This is a genomic window from Solibacillus sp. R5-41 (assembly GCF_002736105.1).
Classification (GTDB): Bacteria; Bacillota; Bacilli; order Bacillales_A; family Planococcaceae; genus Solibacillus.
The window spans coordinates 2963988-2985073 of record NZ_CP024123.1; the positions used below are offsets into that span (position 1 = coordinate 2963988).

Consider the following 21086-nt stretch of genomic DNA (forward strand, 5'->3'; position numbering starts at 1 on the left):
AAAATAAAAACAGCCCTCCATTGAGAGCTGCTTTTATATAACAGTTTATTATGAACAAGATCCTGGTACGCTGTTTCTTACTTTTGAGCCTGTTTCGCCTTTTAAAACGTCGCCACCTGTATTTTCAATGACTTCAGTAGTTACGTTGTTTGCAATGGCATTCGAAACAAGTTGCAATAATTCATTCACATCTGTTTGTGATTGTTTAAATTGTTGGACAACCGGAAGTGAATCAATTTCCTCTTCAATTCCTGTAATTTTTCCTTCAATCATTTTTAATGCTTTTTCCTTCCCTAAGTGCTGGAAGTTAACTGCTTGTTTTTGAAGCGTTTTTAATGAAGCGATTTTTTCACGAACAAATTGGTTTTCGTTAATTTGCTCCTCAGCCTTTTTGAAAAATTCTACTTCTTCTGTGTTGGCAATCATATGGGCGATTTCTCTGGCTTTTTCTACGATTTCATCTTTAGAATATAATTTTGTCATTTTGCTAATCCCACCTCTTCTTTTACTTCTTCCACAAATTCACCTAATAATGAATGACTTTTTGCTTCTGTTACTTTCACAAGCACGCGTTGTCCGATATATTTCGGATCTGCCTTGAAGTTAACAAGTCGATTTTTGCGCGTATATCCTGCAAGCACATCATCACGTCTTTTACTGCTACCTTCTACAAGCACTTCAACAATTTGTCCTTCTAATTCTTTTAATGCCTTTGCAGAAAATTCAGCGACGACATTATTTAGACGGTGTAATCGCTCCTTTTTCACTTCATCCGGCACATTATCCGTCATTTTAGCAGCGGGTGTTCCTTCACGAGGCGAATAAATATACGTAAACGCCATTTCAAAACCTACTTCACGATACAAATCGAGCGTTTCTTGGAATTGCTCTTCTGTTTCATTTGGGTAACCAACGATAATATCTGTCGTCAATGTTACATTCGGTATTGCTGTTTTAATTTTCTCTACTAATTGTAGGAAATGCTCACGCGTATATTTGCGCGCCATAATTTTTAAAATTTCATTAGAGCCCGATTGAACTGGTAAATGGATATGTTCAACCAAATTGCCGCCTTTTGCTAGCACTTCGATTAAATGATCATCAAAGTCGCGCGGATGACTCGTCGTAAAACGAATACGTGGAATATCAATTTTTCGTATCGCTTCCATCAAATCGCCTAAACGGTATTCTACATCTTCAAAATCTTTTCCGTATGCATTGACGTTTTGTCCAAGTAGCATAATTTCTTTGTAACCTTGCGCTGCGAGTTCTCGCACTTCTTGAATAATCTCTTCTGGTCGACGAGAACGTTCCTTTCCACGCGTATACGGTACAATGCAGTATGTACAAAATTTATCACAGCCGTACATGATGTTCACCCAAGCTTTAATCGAACCGAGACGTTTTTTCGGAAGGTTTTCAATCACATCGCCTTCTTTTGACCAAACTTCTACGACTATTTCTTTAGACATGTACGCTTCGTTTAAAATATGTGGTAAACGGTGAATATTATGCGTACCGAAAACCATGTCGACATGTTGGTACTGTTTTAAAATACGATTGACAACAGATTCTTCTTGTGACATACATCCACAAACACCGATTAACATTTCTGGATTTTGTCGTTTATATTTAAGCAAGAAGCCGAGCTCACCAAATACTTTATTTTCCGCACCTTCACGAATCGCACATGTGTTTAATAGCACAACATCCGCTTCCTCGATCTGCTCAGTAGATGTGTAGCCAAGCTGCATGAAAATACCCGCCATTACTTCTGTATCATGTTCATTCATTTGACAGCCATATGTTCGGATGTAAAATTTACGCCCTTCCCCCATATGTAAAAACTTCTCTTCAATATCAAAATCTTTGTGGTACTTCACTTCTTCTTTCCCACGTTTTTTCGCATCTTTTAATGAAGGAGCAGTAAACACTTTCTCAAAATATTTACTATAGTCTTTTTCTTGTTGTGGTTGCTTTACTTGTTGACTGGCTAGTCGTTGTTCTTCGTTCATCGACAATTAGCCCCTTTCTTTCTTGTTCACTCATTTCATCATTATAGCGAATGTCCCTATGTTCCGACAAGCTTAGTCAACTAATTGTTTATAGCTTTGTGGGTCATTTGTACGCAAAATTGTAAGAAATGTGACACTTAACTTTATTACTTGTGACCAATTCATTGCGTATTTCGCCTCAAATTGATGTTTTGGTAGTTTTAATACATCTTTAAAAACAAGTTGCGCATCCAGTTGCTGTTCTTCTAAATAAGCAAGAAACGCCAAAAATAACTTATGATCCTCTAACTGTAAGTTCTTGTTTTGTAATAATGAATCCAGTTTATCATGTGGTGAATTCCTACGTTGGAATAATTCTTCTAGCTGTATTTCAAGCTGTTCATTTTTATATTGAAGAAAATTAATAATATTAGACATTGCATTTCCCCATTTTGCTATGACTTGTACACTGACTACTGTAACAAAGTTTGCGCTGGAATACATTGAAAAACTCCCTCGTCCTCTCCTATACTCCCTTAAAGTGCCGCATCGCGTAAATCATTAGAAGTGCACAAAGGAAAAATAAGCTCGTCATAAAGAGACCTGCTAATCCGTAGCCACCTTGCTCGATGAAATAACCAAAAAGTGGGGGAATTAAAAAGACACCAATCGAGGCAACAGTTACACTATAGCCGCTCGCGAAACCACTTAATGAGCGGTCAACACTTTCCACTGCGAGCATCATCCAAATACCATTAAAACCTGACAACGCAAATCCAATGAATGCGATGAATATGACAATTAATACAACCGATTGAGTTAAATAAAGGCCCATCAAACTTACTGAGCTAATGATTGTAATACCTAGCAGGACAAGCCATCGATTGCCCGCAAATAGACGATCACTAATGACTCCCCATAATACCCTACCAGCAGCTCCACATAATTCTGATAATGCGAGACAAAGACCCGCTACATAAATTGTCCAGTCTTTCGTTTCGACTAAAAACAATATTAAAAAAGTATTAAATGTCATTTGAACACCCATTAAAATAAAGGCCGAACTATTTGTAAAAAACAGCATTTTGGATCGATTTAATAATTTTACCTGTGACCAAAGCGGTTCTTTAGATTGGACTGGCTTCTCTATCCACGGTAAGCGGCTAAAAAAATAACTACTAATGAAACAGACAATAACGAGTACAAGCACCGCCAATGTGACCGTCCATCTCCACCCAATAAACATCGCTAACGGTAGAAGTAAAATACTGATGGCTGCAGAAGCAAGCGTAATCGACATTTGTTTCACGCCCATCGGCAATGTTAATTTGGATACCGGAAATTCATATACAAGTAGTTTATTTGTTACAGGATGCATCCCACCATAACCGAGCCCAGCAACTAAAATACAAAAAAAGGCTAGGTAAAAATTATCCATCCACGCAAAAACTAAAAAGCTTCCTGCAACTACGCTCATTAACACAAGTATCAACTTTCTTGTATTCACACGATCCGAATAATAGCCAATCGGCATCGTCGCCAAAAATTGCCCAATAAAAAGTGCAGTTGGAAACAAGCCCAACTGCATTTTTGTTAACGCTAAGTCATCTCCAATATATACCATGAAAGGGCTTAAGCTTCTGCCAACAAACGCGGTAAAAAACTGACCTACCAGTATGAGTAGAACCATAATTTGGCCCTGTTGCAGCAACTTTTTCATAGAAACACCTCTTTCTACATTCCTAACATTTTCGGAACAAAAAGCACTAGGTCTGGTATATATGTAAGGAATAATAAAACAATGAACGAGATGACGATGAACGGGAATACACTTTTTACAAGTGTCTCAAACTTCACATCTGCCATTGAAGACACGATAAATAACCCTGTCCCAACTGGTGGCGTTAATAATCCAAGTGTTAAATTAATACAAATAATTACCCCAAAATGCACGGGATCAATGTTTAATGCCACCACAAGCGGCATCAAAACAGGTACTAAAATAATCAGTGCCGCAATTCCGTCGAGTAACATGCCGACGACAAGTAATGCAAGATTTACAAGTAATAAAAATACCCAAGGACTTTCTGTAATACTTAACATGCTATCCACTAATAATTGCGGGATTCTTTCAAATGCAATCATCCAACCAAAAATATTTGCCATAATAATTAAATACGTAACGGTTGCAGTATTTGTTACTGTACTAATTAACATCTTCGGTATTTTCTTCAAATCTAATTCGCGATAGAAAAATAGTCCTACAATAATGGCAATTAAACAGGCAACGGCCGCTGACTCTGTCGCTGTAAAAATCCCCATTAAAATCCCGACAACAACCGTTATAGGAATTAATAATGCTGGAAGTACTTGAATTGTACTTTTCAAAATTAGCTTTAATGACGCTCGCTCACTTTTTGGAAAGTTTTGCTTATACCCCATAAATGAAATAACCCCGATAAATACAAGACCATAAATAATACCAGGCACAATTCCCGCCATAAACAGTGCCCCAATGGACGTACTCGAAAGCGTTCCATAGATGATAAAAATCATACTTGGTGGAATAATCGGAGCAATAATGGAAGAAGCTAATGTAATAGACGCTGCAAATTCGCGTTTATACCCCTCTTTTTCCATTTGCGGCACCATCACTTTGCTCATCATCGCAGCTTGTGCATTGGCAGAACCTAAAATAGACGCCAGGAACATATTCGCCACTACCGTTACATAGGCAAGTCCACCTTTATAGTGACCAATCAGTACTCGGGCAAATTGTACGAGACGCGCCGTAATCCCACCTTCATTCATAATTTCGCCCATTAACATGAATAGCGGAATTGCGAGTAATCCAAAATTTTCGAGACTCGAATACATACGTAGTGGAGTAGAATCAAGTAACATGATTTGTCCATTTAAAAGGAAATAAATAATCGTAATAATACCTAAAACCATTGCAATAGGAATGCCCATTATTAATAACAAAAAGAAAATGGCGATCGTTAAAAATGTCATACTAACTCACGCCCCCTTCTACATTTTCTACTACTTCAGGTTCACCGTTCACAATATTATTCAAAAAACGAGTCAAAATATGAATAAAAGCAAACACCAGTCCTATTGGAACAGCACTATATGGAATCCACATCGGAATTTGTAGCGCACTTGATTTTTGAATAAGCATCGATGGCAGCATAATCCACTTCATCGAATAAAAAATTAAGACTCCTAAAAATACAATCATCGTTAAATCCTGTGCACTGCGTAGCCACCTTTTCTTGCTGTCTGAAATCGCATCATACAGAAATGTAACAGAAGCTTGGGTGCCATATTTCAGGCCCCAGCTTCCACCAATAAAGGATGTCCAAATCAATAAGAAAATGGAGACTTCACCAGCCCAAGGGATTGGATCTTTTAGGAAGTAACGATAACAAACTGCAGCAATCATCAATATTGCTAACGCACCCATCAAAACCGCCATAATCAATTCTTCCAGCTTTGTTAGGAAATCACTGAATTTAGTCAATAATTGTACCACTCAAAATCCCCCCTAGAGACTAGTTACGTGCAGCTTCGATAAAGCGTTTCATTAGATCTGATTTTGCACTATATTCATTATCGAATAATTTGATTTCTTCTGCGTATACTTCAGCACCTAATTCAGTAACTGTCATGCCCTGGTCTGCCAATTTCGCTTTAAAATCTTCCTCTTGTGCCGAACGTGTATCTACTGCATATTTTGAAGCGACAACTAATGACTCTGTAATGATTTTTTGCGCATCAGCAGACAAATCATTAAAGGCTTTATCGTTCGTCAAAATGATTGATGGCCATACCATATGGTTCGTTACCGTCGCGTATTTTGCTACCTCAGAATATTTATTTGTAATCGTCGCATCTAAGTCCATATCCATTCCGTCAATTACACCAGTTTGTAATGCTGAGTATACTTCTGGTAGCGGTAATGCCTCAGGTGCTGCACCTGTTGATTGATAGAAGAATGTCAGCGGTGGAGACGGTGTTACGCGCATTTTTAAGCCTTTTAAATCGCTCGGTTTTTTAACTTCTTTGTCTTTCGTAATCATGACACGCTGTCCTGCAAATAAATAATCTAATGGTTTTAATCCCGTACCTTCAATTTGCTTTAACATTTCTTTACCAAGTTCTCCTTGGCTCATTTCATACGCATCTTGTAATGAATCAAATGCATAAGGTGTAAACCATGCCGCTAAGTCTGGTGTACGAGCACTTAAGTACGCAGCTGTAATTAACGCAAAGTCAATCGACCCTGCTTCTACTTGCTGTACCATATCCGCTTCCGTTCCTAACTGACTTGCCGGATAAATTTCCACTTGCATTTTACCGCCTGAGCGAGCTTTTAATTCTTCATTGAATTTTTCTGCTGCTAAATGCCACATATGATCTGTCGCTGTAATATGTGCAAGCTTAAATGTCTTCGTTGGTAAATCCAATTCCGCACTTGCATCACCTGCTACCGACGTTTCGACCTTCTTTCCTGCGTCTGCATCCGGTTTTGCCGTTGTTGAATCTGACTCATCTGAGTTACATGCAGCTAATGCCAATACCATTAAAAAGAATAATCCGAATTGAAGAAACTTCGATATTTTATTCATAAATGCAATCTCCTCTTATTTCATTTTTTTACATTATGTTTAGACTTCCCTGCAATACCCCAATGCTTTGCTGGAAATTCTGTAATGATGACTCGGACTTGTTCTGCTGACACTTCCGCGGCTTCTACAAGAGCTTCGGTTACTTGTGCAATGATGTTTTCCTTTTGTTCATCTGTACGCCCTTCAAGTAGTTGAATTTGTACAATAGGCATCGTATATTTACACCTACCTCTATTTCACATTTAGCGTCAGCTTGCCTAACGCGCCGTAATCCGCCTCAATGACGTCGCCCGCTTCCACGGCAATCGCATCAGTAATCCCACCCGTTAGAACGAGTTGACCAGGTGTAATACCACGTCCTTCTCGCTCTAACATCGTTAATAATTCAATGACCGAATAGATTGGATGACCAAGTACGGCTGCACCTTGTCCGAATAACTTATCTTCACCATTCAGCTTTAACGTAACTTCAACCGCGGACCAATCCAATGCATACGGTGAAAATGCTTGTGCACTTAATAAGATTTTCGTCGATGAAGCATTATCCGCAATGACATCTGGCAAAGTAAATGAGAAGTTTTGATAACGGCTATCGATTACTTCAAGTGCTAAATACACACTTTCTACTGCATCCCATACATCAAGCGGTGTTAAGTTCGCACCAAATAACGCCTTTTTGAAGACAAATGCGACCTCTGCCTCTACGCGTGGATGAATATATTCGGCAGCCGTTAGTTCATTCGTTATTAAATTCATAGAAGATGTTAAGCGGCCATAAATAGGTGAGTCTACACCGACTTGTTGCTGCTTTGCTACACTTGTTAAGCCCATTTTCCACCCAATAAAACGGTTGGCTGCCGTTAATGTTTGTTCGATACTAATCTTTTGAATTTCGTATGCTTGCTCGACCGTTAAATCGGGCTTCGAAACGGTAATTTTTTCAATTGCCTGCTTCGTCGCTTGCGCTGTCGCAACTTGTGAAGCGTAGTTAAATAAAGTCATCGCTTGCCACCAACCTTGTCTCTCACTAGTTTTTGTGCTACTTCAATGATCGTATCTTCCTGACCACCAACAACGTTTAATTTTCCAAGCTCTACTAAAATATCACGTGCATCAATTCCTACTTTTTCCGCCGCGAGATTTGCGTGACGTAAAAAGCTCGAATACACACCGGCATAGCCCATAACTAAGCTGCCCGACGTAATATCTTGTGGTTGCGGTAAAATTTCGTTGCGTACATAATCGGCTAAATCGAGCATTTGATATAATTCAATTCCCGTTTCAATCCCCATTCGTTGCAACACAGCGACCAGTACCTCTGTTTGCGTATTGCCAGCACCTGCACCTAAGCAGCAAATACTACCGTCAATACGCGTCGCACCTTCCTCAATGGCCACGAGCGTATTCGCAACCGCTAAACTCAAGTTATTATGGGCATGGAAACCAATTTCAACTTGTAAATTTTCGCTTAATAAACGAATACGATCACGTACATCTGATGGCAACATCGCACCTGCAGAATCTGTTACGTACACACCATCTGCACCGTAAGATTCCATTAATAATGCTTGTTGTAATACAATTTCAGGGGGTGCTGAATGGGCCATCATAAGAAATCCAAACACTTCCATCCCTAATCTTTTCGCTGTTTCGATATGCTGTTTTGAGACATCTGCCTCTGTGACATGTGTAGCTACTCGAACTGCGCGTGCACCCGCATCAAAAGCAAGTTTTAAATCTTCAATCGTCCCAATGCCAGGAATTAATAGCACCGTAACAATCGAATCCCCAGCTACTTCCACTGCCGCTTTGATTAATTCAATGTCGTACTCCTTTGAAAAGCCGTATTGTAACGACGATCCGCCTAAGCCATCGCCATGCGTTACTTCGATGTAGGGTACTTTTGCCTCGCTAAGCCCTTGTGTTAGTTTGCGCACTTGTTCGAAAGTAAATTGATGCCCAACAACATGACTTCCATCACGCATTGCTACTTCTGTAATGTAAATTGGTTTCATTGAACTTCAGCCCTTTCCAACATCGACTTCGCAATCTCTTCAGCTACTTTTAATGCAGAGGCGGTCATGATGTCTAAATTTCCTGCGTAAATTGGTAAATAATCGCCAAGCCCTTCTACTTCAAGGAAAACCGTTACTTTTTTGCCTTCAATGAGCGGGTCAATTTTCAAACGGTAGCCTGGTACAAAGTCATTCACCTTGCTCACCATGTCTATGACAGCGGCTGAAATGGCTTCTGCATCCCCATCCTCATTTAATAAACACATCACTGTATCGCGCATCAGTAGTTGCGGCTCGGCTGGATTCAAAATAATAATCGCCTTCCCTTTTTTTGCACCACCTACTTGCTCAATCGCACGCGCTGTTGTTTGTGTAAATTCATCAATATTGGCGCGCGTCCCAGGGCCAGCACTTTTGGATGCAATTGTGGCAATGATTTCTGCATAATTTACTGGCTGAACCGAATGAATCGCATGGACGATTGGAATAGTTGCTTGTCCACCACAAGTAATCATATTTACGACATCTTTTTCGAGATGTTCCGTTAAATTAACCGTCGGCGCAACGAATGGACCTATTGCCGCTGGGGTTAGATCCACAATACGGATATTCAATCCTTTAACAGCGTCTACATGGTGTTGATGCGCTTTTGCTGATGTTGCATCAAACAAAATTTTTGCGAGTTCTGGCTTCTCAAGAAAACCTTCAATTCCATTTGAAATGGTTACAACTCCTGCATCCTTTGCAAGTTTCAACCCTTCAGATTGCGGGTCAATTCCAATTAAAACTGACATTTCTAAATACGGTGATCGTTGGATTTTCATCATTAAATCTGTTCCAATGTTCCCTGAACCGATAATGCCCACTTTAATTTTTTCCATTTTGGTACCACCCTTTATTTAAATTCAACTTCTACCTTGCCTAATAATTCTCCAAAATCAGCTACAAAAACATCGCCAACTTCTGCATCGAGTGCCGCTGATAATGCGCCTGATAAAATCACTTCCCCTGCTTCCATACCGATATTAAAGTCAGCAAGGCGATTTACCAGCCAAGCAACACAGGCTGCGGGATTTCCTAATACATCCTCGCCTTTCCCTGTATTCACCTTCGTACCATTTTTATAAAAGTCCATTTCAATCTCTGGTAAATCTACTTGTGCAGCATCGCGCTTTACATCCCCTAAAACATATTTCGCCGAAGATGCATTATCTGCAATCGTATCTAATAGCTTAATCTTCCAATTTTCAATACGACTATCCACAATTTCAAGACTGCCAACTATGTAATCCGTCGCTTCAATTACTTGCGCTACAGTTACATTAGGTCCTTTTAAGGGCGCTTTTAAAAAAAAGGCAACTTCTGCCTCTACGCGTGGTTTTAAATAATCACTACGTAAAGTCGTACTATCTTTAATTTCCATATTCGAAAGTAAATGCCCATAATCCGGCTCATCTACGTTCAATAATTCTTGCATCGCTTTAGAAGTAAGGCCGATTTTTTTGCCCGTTATACGATGCCCTTGTGCTACTTTTTCGTTTATTGTTTCTAATTGAATTAAATACGCATCTTTCACTGTTAAATTTTCTAGTGATTGCGTAAGTGGCTGAATTCCATTTTGATTTTGTTCTGCCGTTAACAATTTATGTGACCACTCGATTAAATTAACAACCATCATTCCACTCCCTTTACAATTTGATTGTAATATTGGATACTTCACAATAAAATTCGAAGCTATGTGCTCCGCCTTCTCGTCCAATACCACTATGCTTCATGCCACCAAATGGCGTTCGTAAATCGCGTAAATACCATGTATTCACCCAGACAATACCTGATTCAATCTGACCGGCAACACGATGTGCACGACGCAGATCATTTGTCCAAATTGTCGCCCCTAAGCCGTAATTCGTATCATTTGCGTAGTCTAGTACTTCCTCTTCTGTGTCAAATGGTAAAACCGCAACTACCGGACCGAAGATTTCCTCTTTTACACAACGCGAATTTTGTGTCAGACCGACAATAATAGTTGGTTCGATAAAATAACCTTTCTCTATACCAGCTGGACGTCCACCACCCGTTAAGATTTGGCCGCCTTCTTCACGTGCAATATCGATATAACCCATCACTTTTTCGTAATGCTCTTTACCGACAACCGAACCGATATTTGTACTATCTTCAAATGGATCACCTATTTTAAGCTCGTTTGTTCTCGCGACAAACCTTTCGATAAAGGCATCAAAAATCGGACGTTCAACATAAATACGCGAACCACATAAACACACTTGTCCCTGGTTCATAAAGCTTGATTTTAATGTTGTTTCAATGACTTCATCTAAATCAGAATCTGCGAATATGATGTTAGGATTTTTTCCACCAAGCTCAAACGAAACCTTTTTTAGCGTTGGTGCAGCTGCTTTCATAATCGTCGTACCTGTTCGTGTTTCACCTGTAAATGTAATGGCGTCAACATCTGGATGCTCCGATAAAAAGGCACCTGTTGAATTTCCACCAAAACCGTGCACAAGATTGACTACCCCGTCTGGCACACCCGCCTCTTTACATAGTTCAACTAAGCGCGTTGCTGTCATTGGCGTTAACTCTGCCGGCTTCATAACTGCTGTACTACCCGCAGCTAAGCACGGTGCTAATTTCCAAGTCAATAGCAATAGAGGTAAATTCCATGGATTGATCATGGCAACAACCCCTACTGGACGTGTAACTGAATAATGCAGGGCGATATTATCTTGGTTATACGACTCATTGCCTAAAGATGTTAAATAATCCGCAAAGAAATGGAAATTATGAGCAGAACGCTTAATATCCATTTCTAATGCTAATAAATAGGGCTTACCAGTATCCGTCGCCTCTAATACCGCGAGCTCTTCTACGTTTTCCAAAATTAAATCCCCTATACGGCGAAGGATTTGAGAACGCTCTTTTGTTGTGAACTCTTTCCACGGTCCTTTTAATGCCGCCTTTGCAGCAGCAACAGCATCGTCTACCTGGTCTTTCGTTGCCTCGGCAATCCATCCGACCACTTCTTCTGTCGCTGGATTAATATTTTCAAATTTCATTTCATCCTGGACATCAATAAATTGACCATTAATATAATTTCGGCAATTGATACTTTTCGTTCCAATTTTCATCGGTTGCATTTTACAGGTCACTCCTTCCGTGATAGTGAGAACGACTTTAAGAAAATACCGTCTCGTGTACGATTTCCTTAAAGCCGTCCCTGCACTACTCTTCTATTTCTACAATCATTTCAATTTCAATTGCTGTATTATTTGGAAGCTGTGCCATTCCTACTGCTGAACGCGCATGCTTCCCTTTTTCTCCAAAAACTTGCACGAGTAAATCGGATGCACCGTTCATTACTTTCGGTTGCTGTGTAAAATCAGGTGCCGAATTTACCATGCCTAATATTTTGACAATACGTTTCACTTTCGACAGCTCACCTAACTCGTTCTTTAAAACAGTAATTAGATTGATCATCGATTGCCTACATGCTTCGTACCCATCTTCAACTGAAAGCTCAACACCTAATTTGCCGTGAAATTGATCGACACCTTGCCCGGATGTAAAGATTAAATTTCCTGTGCGTACACAGCTTACGTAGTTTCCAACTGCTGAGCGGGGTAGTCCTAACTCAATCCCCAATTCTTGCAAGCGGTCTTCAGGCGTTTTCAACTGATTTACCATAGATTTTGCTCCTTTCAATGTTTAAAAAGGATAGGACATTTCCGCCAAGGATGGCAGCACGGTCCTCATCTGACAACGCGCCATATTCATCCACAACTTTTCCTGGGTCAATTTCTCTAAGTAAGAACGGGTAATCTGATCCCATAATGACTTTGTCCACTCCGTACCGGTCAATTAAATATTGGAGATTTTGTGGTTCATATACTAATGAATCAAAGTAAAAGTTTTTTGTGTAATAACTTGGCGGATGCTCTGTCTTACGTATGTCTGGCCATACTTTCCACCCTTGATCAAGGCGCGGTAAAATATAAGGGAAAGACCCACCACCATGTGCAAAACAGACTTTTAGATTTGGGCATTTTTCCATCACACCGCTCCACAGTAAGCTCGCTGCGGCTAATGCCGTTTCACTTGGCATACCTACTGTGTACATGAAATTATGTTGTGGTGTGCGATCCTTTGCCATCGTTTCCCATGGGTGTACGAACAACGGCATGTCGTACTCTTCAGCAGCCTTGAAAAATGGAAGTAAATACTCGCTATCTAAATTTTGACCATTTACATTTGTACCAATTTCAATACCAGCCAGACCGATTTCCTTACAACGGATTAATTCTTTAACAGAAATTTCCGAATCTTGCAACGGCACTGTTCCTAACCCGATAAAACGATCTGGATATTGCTTTACTGTCTGTGCGATAAAATCATTTTGATAAACGGCTAACTCCAGTGCTTGTAGGGCAGGTGCCCAGTAAGAAAATGTCACGGGAACAGGTGATAAAACTTGCATATCCACACGCTCTCTATCCATGTCTTCAATGCGTTTTTTCGCGTCCCAAACTTGTGCATCTACTGCGCGGAAAACCTTTCCCGACACCATAATATCTGCCCCACAAGAACATTTATTTTCTAGTACCGGCCAGCGATCGTTGCCGTATTTTTTCGCTAAATCTGGTAAATCTTCTGGATAAATATGCGTATGAAAATCTATTCGCATTGCCATTCACTCACTGTTTCAGGCATTACATGGCCACAGTTCGTACATGTACGCAGCTCTTCTGACGCATTAAAGAATGAAATACCCTCTGCAATTTGACGACCGATATCCGCCATTTGTATGCGCGCATTATATAGCTGATGATCACATTCGCTGCATAGCCAAACTAAATCCTCTAACTCTCCCTCTTTGCGCTTACGTTCTACAACAATTCCGTAAGTGTCTGCAACTCGATGTGGTGAATGCGGAACATTTGCAGGAAGCGTAAACATTTCCCCTTCTTTCACTTCTATTACTTCACGCTTGTTTTCATCATTAATTACTTCTATATAGCATGAGCCTTTAATTTGGTAAAAGATTTCATCAGAAGGATCTACATGGAACTCACGGCGTGCATTTGGGCCACCAATTAACATAATTAGAAATTCCGAATCTTCCCATAGCGCCTTATTATTTACAGGAGGTTTTAGTAAATCTTTATTCTCCTCAATAATTTTCCATAAATTTAATGATCTCGCCTGTAATTTGCTCACTGTTTCCTTAGACATAAAAAAATCCCCCTTATAATTGTTAGTAATTGATTGTCATATAGCCTATTTGCCTTGAAATTAAGCTAGCCGCACGCACGACCTCATGCGTAATGAGACTCTTTTCCTTTTCCATATAGGCTTTTTCACCGACTAAGTTTAAGGCAGCAACCACTTGTCCGTTATACGACTTAATCGGTGCTGCAATACCATAAGTCTTTGTTTCATTTTCAGCGTCACTAATCGCATAACCTCGTTCACGGATAAGCGCTAATTCATCCTCCAATGTTTTAATACAACTAATCGTGTTTGGTGTGGTTTTTAGCATACCCCCTGCCATCATTGGCTCCATAAACGATTTATTGTATGCCAGCAGAACTTTGCCTATGCTCGTTGCATGCGCAGGAAATCGGGTTCTTCCAATGAAGGTTGGCACAACATCCACATGAGGTGACATCGCTTTAAACACAAAACGGACTTTACCATCATCAAACATACCAATATGAGAAGTTCCTTTAAAACGGGTTAACAATTGACTAATAATGGGACCCGCTTCTGCATTAATGTCTTGAAAATACATAACTTTGTTGCTCCACTCCAAAATTTTCCACCCCAAGCGGTAACGCCGATCACTCCCTTGAATAAGAATTCTTTGTTGGCACATCGCTTTTAAAAAATGATGTGTGGAGCTCGGTGGTGAATTTAATTTATCTGCAATTTCCTTGTTGCTCAATGAAGGCTCTCCATCTGTAAACAACTCAATAATCGTCGCTAACTTTGCAACAGACTCTATCAATCGCTTCACCACCCCTATAATATTATCAATTATGATTGCGTCTGGATTCGGCGTTCATAGCCAGAGTTCCACTATTTCAGCATTTGATTGAACATCCTTTGAATAGTAGCTTAAAATCCGCATTCATCCCAATACCAAGATAGATGGGAGACTACTGCTAAAATAAATTATGTGGATTGTTTAACTGCTTTGTTATTTTCTTTCGATAAAATGGACCCTACTAATTCAAACTTATGTTGTTTTTTGAACTTGTTATAGTAAATTGCTCTTTTACGGATTGGGTCACCTGTGTAATATCGCTCATATTGAAGTGCACGCATGCCAAACGCTTCACCGCATAAATCCCATGCAAGTTTGAAGATCTTAATGCGTTCCTCTGCATCTACTCCAGCACGCCCACCATAATGACTATCAATACTTGGACGTAATTCAGGATTTTCAAAATCAGCTTCTGTTGGCATCATTAATAATCCACCTGCGCCAATCGTTTGCATCACTTCAATTGCACGTGGATACATTTCCGGCATCATGCCACGAATTGTTTCGAGTGCCTCTGGATTTAAACGAGCCTCACCCTGTGGTGTAATCGTAAATTCATGCTCTGCAGTACGTAATAATGCGCGGATAACTTCAACTGATTGAACAAGTTCACCTAAATCACGTTGTACATTTAAATATTGATCGACACCGATTGAGTCGGCCACTTTACACGCAACTTCAACAGCAAAGGCAAGCTTTACATAGCCACGTACACCGGATTGATGCGCTGGTTGCTCGGCAATTCCTGTCATTGGATACAGTAAATTTGCTGCTTCTACATTGTTATAAAGGAATACTTTATCCCAAGGTACAAGGACATCTTCAAAAATAAGTAACGCGTCCATTTCTTCATAACGGGATGCTAAAGGATGATCAAACGTTGAACGAGTACCGTCTTGAAGTGGTTCACGACATATGATTTTTAATCCTTCCACATCAACAGGGACAGCAAATGCTAATGCATAACGCTCATCTCCTGGTGCAAAGCCTGGGAACGAATAAATAATTACTTCATCTGTCACTGCTGCTAATGTCGCAAGCATTTTTGCCCCACGCACAATTATCCCTTGAGTCGTTTCTTCGACAACACCTAAGTGAGTAAACTGATCCGCCTGTTCATGTGATGTTTTACTACGATCATTTTGAGGGTTCACAATGGCATGCGTTAAGAACAGATCATTATCGCGTAAATGGCGGTAATAATTTTCAATGTTTTTTGCCCAATCTTGATTGTATTTAGCTAAGAACCATGAGTTTTGCGCAAGTGATGTAACCACCGTATTTAAGAAATCTGGCGTTCTGCCCATCAAGCCAAATGTTTGTCTTGCCACAATTTCGAACGCACCGCTTCGCTTCATAATATCTTCATAAGATTTTGCGAATAAAAACGAATTGGCAACACGTTCACCAGTTTCTTCGCAAATATGTGTTAATTCATCTTGATAATTTGGGTCTGATTGTAAATCATATAATTTGGCGATTTCTTGAATTGGCTGCTGGAAATACGGCTCATCATAAATACTTTCTACGATTTTTCCGTTTAACCATACTTCTGGTTTTCTTGATTTCAGTGCATCAATATATTGTTGACCTGTTCGAATTCCCATTTTTTTCAGTCCCCCTTAGTATGAAGTTTCTATTTGACAAATTTTTTCAGTCGATCCCATTTTTCCTTCATAAAAAGTTAACGCATGTTTTTCCGTACGCCCAAAGTTTTCAATTTCCCCAATAAATAGGACATGATCTCCTGCATCCACTTGCTTCCATGGTTTACATTCGATAAAGGCTGCCGCATTTGAAAGTATTGGAGCGATGCCACCTTTTTCCCATTCAATTTTTAATCCTTGCTGTTCTCGACCTGCAAACTGCCAAGCGATTTTTTCTTGATCATCCGCCAAAATATTAATTGTAAACGCTTTATTTTGCATTTGAGTTAAAGAGTTTGCTTTCTTATCAATCGAAACGAGTACGAGTGCTGGTTCTAATGACACCGATGTAAAGGAATTCACAGTAATTCCATTAATATCATCACCATCAAACCAAGTAACGACCGTCACACCCGTTGCAAATTTGCCAAACGTTTGACGAAGAAGTTTTATATCCATCAAAACAATCCTCTCTTTCAATTAAGTTATTAGCATAATAGCAATATTACATTTGTATATAATGGATTATATTTCATATAGTGAAATCGTACACTTTAAATTTCTGAATTATCTGACTCCGAACGTCACAAAATGGCCATAATTTTTATCGTGGAATAACTGTTACGGTATTTTTTTGATTATTACACCTAATTTTTATTAGAAATATTGAATTTATGTTTAATTTTAATTAGATTTACTCATTTTTACGTAACTTTTATGGAGTGTCCCCCTTTAATTGCATCAATGCAAAATAAGACCGTCCCATTACGAATAGCCTTATATTACTTTTATCTATTGATAAGAAAATGGAAATATTAGGGTGAATGATAATCATCTTTCTAAGTAAACAAGCAACTAAAGTTGTGAATGAAAAAGAAAAAACTTGCTGATCAATTACTGCTGATAGGCAAGTTTTTAGTAGGATATATCACTTTTGGTATTTATGCTAGACGCTTCAAGTACCAATCGATCCGTTATTTCGAATCATCCATCTTCAGAACCGCCATGAACGCTTCTTAGCGATTGGTATTACTACGTATCGTAAAATATCTACTTATAATTAGCTGAATGGTGGGGAATTGATGGGGATAACTTGTATTGTTAAAATTAATAAAGCATGTACTGATAAGATGGGAATATTTTTTATGTCGGGCTTACTGTTAATAAATTATAAATATTAATAATCATTTTATTTTCAGTATGATGCGTTTCTTATATAAAAGTTTGATTATTTCAATGAGCCTTATTCAACTGTATGCCCCTTGTTTCCAAGGCTGTAATCTGATAATGCATTTCAACATTGTTGTTTTCCCTGAACCATTAGGACCCAAAATCGATAAAATCTCTCCTGGCTTAACTCAAAATTGATTGGATTATGATACAAAAAAGTTGTTTTGTCATGCTGTTTCCCTCTACTATAATAAAAATTCCCATCTTTTACGGCTATGTTCATTGCCAACCACCGCCTGTTTTTCTAAGTAATATAGCAACCAATTAGCATTGCAAGTAGAATACGTGGCAAACGAATATTCATTACAACTGTTTCTTCCATCTGGGACCACGTTTGCTCAACTTCAAACACATGAGATAATAAAATCTTAAACTGAACTAGTAAATCTACTTGATAGCGCCCGATTCTAAGTGACAAGAAACCAAATATTATCGGCAATAGCCATAATAGCGCCCATTTCCATGTGCATATTAGAACCTGCTACTGATATTTCTTTATCGCTATGATATTGAAGAATCATTACCTTTGGCTTGTTTTCTTTTTGGATATTTGCAAGCTAATCATTTATTTCTTTTTGATTCTTTTTACCTTCTTCGATTTTCTGGTCGTTCTGTTGTTCCTGTGACTTTACCTGTTAATGTTAACCATCGATTTAATATTTCTAATGGGTCATCAGAATTCGCAGTTGCTTGTAATGCAACAGTAGGAATACCTGCTTCTTCTAATTTATTTATAGATTTTTCATCTGTTGCAATTTCACAATAAACTTCAGGGTTAACTTTTATTAATTCCTCAATATTTACTTCACCATTTTTAATAAAATTTGTATCTGCTTTTAAGATGTCCGGTGAAATATCTTTTAAGATTGAATGAGAAGCTGCATTAATTGAGTTTGGATGCATACCAAGTAGAAAAATAAGGTAGAATACCACCTACCACAACGCGACCAGGATTTGTTGGGATTTTTACTTCTCTATTTAATTCGTCCTTTATGATCTTTTCCTCTTTCGTTTCTGATATTTCTTTTGATAGTGATTTACTTGCATTTTCCTTCTGACTACAACCTACTAACATTGCAGAAATGGCTAATACTGATAATGGAAATTTCCAACTCCCTAAACGCAAAATTTTCCGACAAATTACAACACATAGATTTTGTCAATGTTTATTCTTTTTTTCTTAAATATTCCTTTTTATATCAAATCATTACCAAAATTCTATTTGATAATGATTATCAATAGTGATAAGATTACATTAATTATAGACAGAATTACCATCACAAGCTTTTTGGAGGATTATTATGACTACTAAAAAAGAAATTTTAATTTTAGATCCAGGCAATGCATTTGGACTTGAACGCAGAACTAACCCATTTATCAATGACAATATGACATTAATTGATCAATATGAATTAGTTAATACAGATTTATCTTTTATTCAAGCACTGATTATTCCTGAATTCGTTGACCAACGGTACCTGGCTTTACACAAAGAATTAATCGAGCAATTTTTAAATGATCAAAAATTAATTGTTTTTTGTGGACACATATATATTGATTGGTTACCTGGGGCTAGTCTTTTTATCCCGAAAATTATTAATCACCATACTGACTACGCTCTTACTATCATAAAGGATCAAGGGATATTTGCAGGAGTTAACCCTGATGATATGACATATAACAAAGGAGTTTCTGGCTTCTTTGCCCGTGGATATCATCCGGTACCAGCGAATGCCGAAGTACTAGTTACGTTGCCAAACAATGAACCTGTCACATATATTGACCGCAATACAACAAAAGGCACTATTTTAGCACATGCAGGTAATGACCTCATATGGTATTACAAGCAAAACAAAACAACAGATCGCATTAGCGAACAATTATTACAATGGATTCATTCAGAAATTCAGGATTTACACCAAGGGAGTAAAAACATATGAGAAAAATAGCAGTGATCATGAGCGGTAATGCCCCTCATAACCGAACTTTTAATGAACCTAAATTTAAAAAATATATAACCCAACACATCTATTTCCCAGATTTCGAGCAAACAGTATTAGACGGATTTGACGTACTCTTATTCCCTTCTCAGCTAAACGAAAAATTATTAATACGTGCAGCAGACAAAGTTCGTACCTTTGCTGATAACGGTGGAATTGTAATAGCATTTGGTCCACAGCCTTGGAAATGGCTTCCAAACCAAAAATGGGAAGACCGTGAAACAAACTTCTGGTGGTGGCTTGAAAAAGGAGCAAAAAGTGGTCTTGTCTTAGCTGCTCCTCACTATGACTTGTTTAATTATCTGACATTAACTGATGCTACTTGGCATCAGCACGGTGTTTTCTGGCCACCAAAGGGCGCTGAAAAGTTAATAACAACCGAAGATGGTGGCGCAGTTATGTATGTAGATAAAGTCAGCACGAAGGGGACATTAATCGTTACTACATTAGATCCAGATTATCATTTTGGAGCTTATTTCATGCCAGCTACTGAAAGATTTTTAGACGGTTTCATGCCTTGGATTGCAGAAGGTAGGATCTAAATTAAACCCTTAAGTATTTCTCTTGAACTTATCTCTTTCAAGTAGACAGATAGTTTGTATAGCTCATCATGAAAAAATACCCTTCCATTCATTTGGAAGGGTATTAAAATTTATTAACTTATAATTACTGTAAACCTAATCATTTAAATATAGTAATTTTGATAGTAATGGCTCACCCCAAATTGAAAAGTCAATGCCCCATGCTTGAAAGTAACATTGTGTAAACATCGTTTCTCCTTTGAGCTCCCCACTTACTAATTCTCTAATAAATATATATGTTTTACTATGATTAGATTAATCCTTCTTCAACTAAAGCCCTAGTTCAATAAGGAATAGCAGTTTAATGGTAGCGAAACCAAACAAACCATCCTTTAACCTTACTTTTAGCTAAAAATATTTGTCCTTTGGATAAGTCAGCTCCAGGTGCTTTAGGGAAATCAAAACGTACAAGCCATGCATATTAAAGGTAGCGTTGAGGGCTCAAAAGCAAACCATTAGTAATAAATTAGGCATAACGTTTAATTATCATTCCTTGCGCCATACATACTCTTAATGAGATTTACTTATTTTAGTTCTTCCCATTAACTAGGGCTTGATTTCCATTCCGGTACGGGCACTTTCCGCGGGCACGGTCTAACTAATTTGTTTCTAGATGTATCTTAAAACAAGTGGATTATCAGGCCAACACGATATTGGTCACAAAGGCATTGCCACAGGTCATGACGCTTTTAGCCTGTGTTCATTTGCTACTATTCCCGCAAGAAGCTTTACTCTGTAGCGAAAGGCGTTAGCCGTCAGCTACACTCGCCTTCCTTCATTCCAATCAACTTGCATTTCCAAAGTGATTTGTTATCCCCGGAATTTGGCGATGAGCATTATTTTTAGTTTATTATTATTTTTAATGGACAAGTTCGGTTATATTAATTTCCATCTAAAAACAGATTGCTCTTATTTAGTTTTGCTA

25 protein-coding genes are annotated in these 21086 nt (G+C 38.6%); 2 read left to right on the forward strand and 23 right to left on the reverse strand.

Going from position 1 to position 21086, the window contains the following annotated elements; genetic code table 11:
• Positions 1-48 precede the first annotated feature (48 nt).
• From CSE16_RS14650 to CSE16_RS21950, 23 genes are all read right to left on the reverse strand, one after another.
• Positions 49-483, reverse strand: a complete 435-nt coding sequence (locus tag CSE16_RS14650; RefSeq protein WP_099424591.1) for a YlbF/YmcA family competence regulator — start codon at positions 481-483, stop codon at positions 49-51.
• Positions 480-2015: a tRNA (N6-isopentenyl adenosine(37)-C2)-methylthiotransferase MiaB gene (gene miaB / locus CSE16_RS14655; RefSeq protein ID WP_099424592.1), complete on the reverse strand. Its 1536-nt coding sequence runs from the start codon at positions 2013-2015 to the stop codon at positions 480-482. The genes CSE16_RS14650 and miaB overlap by 4 nt, the downstream gene beginning before the upstream one ends.
• A gap of 72 nt (positions 2016-2087) precedes the next feature.
• The gene (locus CSE16_RS14660; RefSeq protein WP_099425849.1) at positions 2088-2432 is read right to left on the reverse strand and encodes a hypothetical protein; all 345 of its coding nucleotides are present in this window, start codon (positions 2430-2432) and stop codon (positions 2088-2090) included.
• Positions 2433-2520: 88 nt separating this feature from the next.
• Entirely contained in the window at positions 2521-3714 is a 1194-nt protein-coding gene (locus CSE16_RS14665; RefSeq protein ID WP_099424593.1) for an MFS transporter, read from the reverse strand.
• Between the two features lie 14 nt (positions 3715-3728).
• Positions 3729-5009 (reverse strand): TRAP transporter large permease, encoded by a 1281-nt coding sequence (locus CSE16_RS14670; RefSeq protein ID WP_099424594.1) that lies wholly within the window; start codon positions 5007-5009, stop codon positions 3729-3731.
• Between the two features lies 1 nt (position 5010).
• Positions 5011-5532 (reverse strand): TRAP transporter small permease, encoded by a 522-nt coding sequence (locus tag CSE16_RS14675; protein ID WP_099424595.1) that lies wholly within the window; start codon positions 5530-5532, stop codon positions 5011-5013.
• A 19-nt stretch (positions 5533-5551) separates the two neighbouring features.
• Positions 5552-6628: a TRAP transporter substrate-binding protein gene (locus CSE16_RS14680; RefSeq protein ID WP_253896096.1), complete on the reverse strand. Its 1077-nt coding sequence runs from the start codon at positions 6626-6628 to the stop codon at positions 5552-5554.
• Positions 6629-6648: 20 nt separating this feature from the next.
• Positions 6649-6840, reverse strand: a complete 192-nt coding sequence (locus CSE16_RS14685) for a 4-oxalocrotonate tautomerase (protein ID WP_099424596.1) — start codon at positions 6838-6840, stop codon at positions 6649-6651.
• Between the two features lie 19 nt (positions 6841-6859).
• A complete protein-coding gene (locus CSE16_RS14690; RefSeq protein WP_099424597.1) occupies positions 6860-7630 on the reverse strand; it encodes a 2-keto-4-pentenoate hydratase in 771 nt (256 codons plus the stop codon).
• Positions 7627-8643: a 4-hydroxy-2-oxovalerate aldolase gene (gene dmpG / locus CSE16_RS14695; protein ID WP_099424598.1), complete on the reverse strand. Its 1017-nt coding sequence runs from the start codon at positions 8641-8643 to the stop codon at positions 7627-7629. Before dmpG ends, CSE16_RS14690 begins: the two co-directional genes overlap by 4 nt.
• On the reverse strand, positions 8640-9524 hold the full coding sequence (locus CSE16_RS14700; RefSeq protein ID WP_099424599.1) for an acetaldehyde dehydrogenase (acetylating): 885 nt from the start codon (positions 9522-9524) through the stop codon (positions 8640-8642). The genes dmpG and CSE16_RS14700 overlap by 4 nt, the downstream gene beginning before the upstream one ends.
• A 14-nt stretch (positions 9525-9538) precedes the next feature.
• Entirely contained in the window at positions 9539-10318 is a 780-nt protein-coding gene (locus tag CSE16_RS14705) for a 2-keto-4-pentenoate hydratase (RefSeq protein ID WP_099424600.1), read from the reverse strand.
• 13 nt (positions 10319-10331) lie between these two features.
• Positions 10332-11798, reverse strand: coding sequence for an aldehyde dehydrogenase (locus tag CSE16_RS14710; RefSeq protein ID WP_371514489.1), 1467 nt, complete (start codon positions 11796-11798; stop codon positions 10332-10334).
• A gap of 85 nt (positions 11799-11883) precedes the next feature.
• Complete coding sequence (locus tag CSE16_RS14715; protein WP_099424601.1) at positions 11884-12345, reverse strand: RidA family protein; 462 nt, start codon at positions 12343-12345, stop codon at positions 11884-11886.
• A complete protein-coding gene (locus tag CSE16_RS14720) occupies positions 12320-13348 on the reverse strand; it encodes an amidohydrolase family protein (protein ID WP_099424602.1) in 1029 nt (342 codons plus the stop codon). The genes CSE16_RS14715 and CSE16_RS14720 overlap by 26 nt, the downstream gene beginning before the upstream one ends.
• On the reverse strand, positions 13333-13890 hold the full coding sequence (locus tag CSE16_RS14725) for a 3-hydroxyanthranilate 3,4-dioxygenase (RefSeq protein WP_099424603.1): 558 nt from the start codon (positions 13888-13890) through the stop codon (positions 13333-13335). The genes CSE16_RS14720 and CSE16_RS14725 overlap by 16 nt, the downstream gene beginning before the upstream one ends.
• Before the next feature lie 22 nt (positions 13891-13912).
• Positions 13913-14665, reverse strand: coding sequence for an IclR family transcriptional regulator (locus CSE16_RS14730; protein ID WP_099424604.1), 753 nt, complete (start codon positions 14663-14665; stop codon positions 13913-13915).
• Positions 14666-14832: 167 nt separating this feature from the next.
• Positions 14833-16311 carry a 4-hydroxyphenylacetate 3-hydroxylase family protein gene (locus tag CSE16_RS14735; protein ID WP_157764837.1) on the reverse strand — a complete coding sequence of 493 codons (1479 nt, stop codon included), beginning with the start codon at positions 16309-16311 and terminating at the stop codon, positions 14833-14835.
• Between the two features lie 15 nt (positions 16312-16326).
• Positions 16327-16809: a flavin reductase family protein gene (locus CSE16_RS21445; RefSeq protein WP_157764839.1), complete on the reverse strand. Its 483-nt coding sequence runs from the start codon at positions 16807-16809 to the stop codon at positions 16327-16329.
• A 788-nt stretch (positions 16810-17597) separates the two neighbouring features.
• The gene (locus tag CSE16_RS22120; RefSeq protein ID WP_305849728.1) at positions 17598-17681 is read right to left on the reverse strand and encodes an ATP-binding cassette domain-containing protein; all 84 of its coding nucleotides are present in this window, start codon (positions 17679-17681) and stop codon (positions 17598-17600) included.
• A gap of 143 nt (positions 17682-17824) precedes the next feature.
• Positions 17825-18019 (reverse strand): iron chelate uptake ABC transporter family permease subunit, encoded by a 195-nt coding sequence (locus CSE16_RS21450; protein WP_256376295.1) that lies wholly within the window; start codon positions 18017-18019, stop codon positions 17825-17827.
• A gap of 146 nt (positions 18020-18165) precedes the next feature.
• A complete protein-coding gene (locus CSE16_RS21945) occupies positions 18166-18513 on the reverse strand; it encodes a substrate-binding domain-containing protein (protein WP_253896097.1) in 348 nt (115 codons plus the stop codon).
• Complete coding sequence (locus CSE16_RS21950) at positions 18464-18706, reverse strand: ABC transporter substrate-binding protein (protein WP_099424606.1); 243 nt, start codon at positions 18704-18706, stop codon at positions 18464-18466. Before CSE16_RS21950 ends, CSE16_RS21945 begins: the two co-directional genes overlap by 50 nt.
• A 175-nt stretch (positions 18707-18881) precedes the next feature.
• On the opposite strand from CSE16_RS21950, the gene CSE16_RS14755 reads away from it, so the two are divergent.
• Positions 18882-19520, forward strand: a complete 639-nt coding sequence (locus tag CSE16_RS14755) for a phosphate starvation-inducible protein PhoH (protein ID WP_099424607.1) — start codon at positions 18882-18884, stop codon at positions 19518-19520.
• On the forward strand, positions 19517-20122 hold the full coding sequence (locus tag CSE16_RS14760; RefSeq protein ID WP_099424608.1) for a hypothetical protein: 606 nt from the start codon (positions 19517-19519) through the stop codon (positions 20120-20122). The genes CSE16_RS14755 and CSE16_RS14760 overlap by 4 nt, the downstream gene beginning before the upstream one ends.
• The last annotated feature ends 964 nt before the right edge of the window (positions 20123-21086 follow it).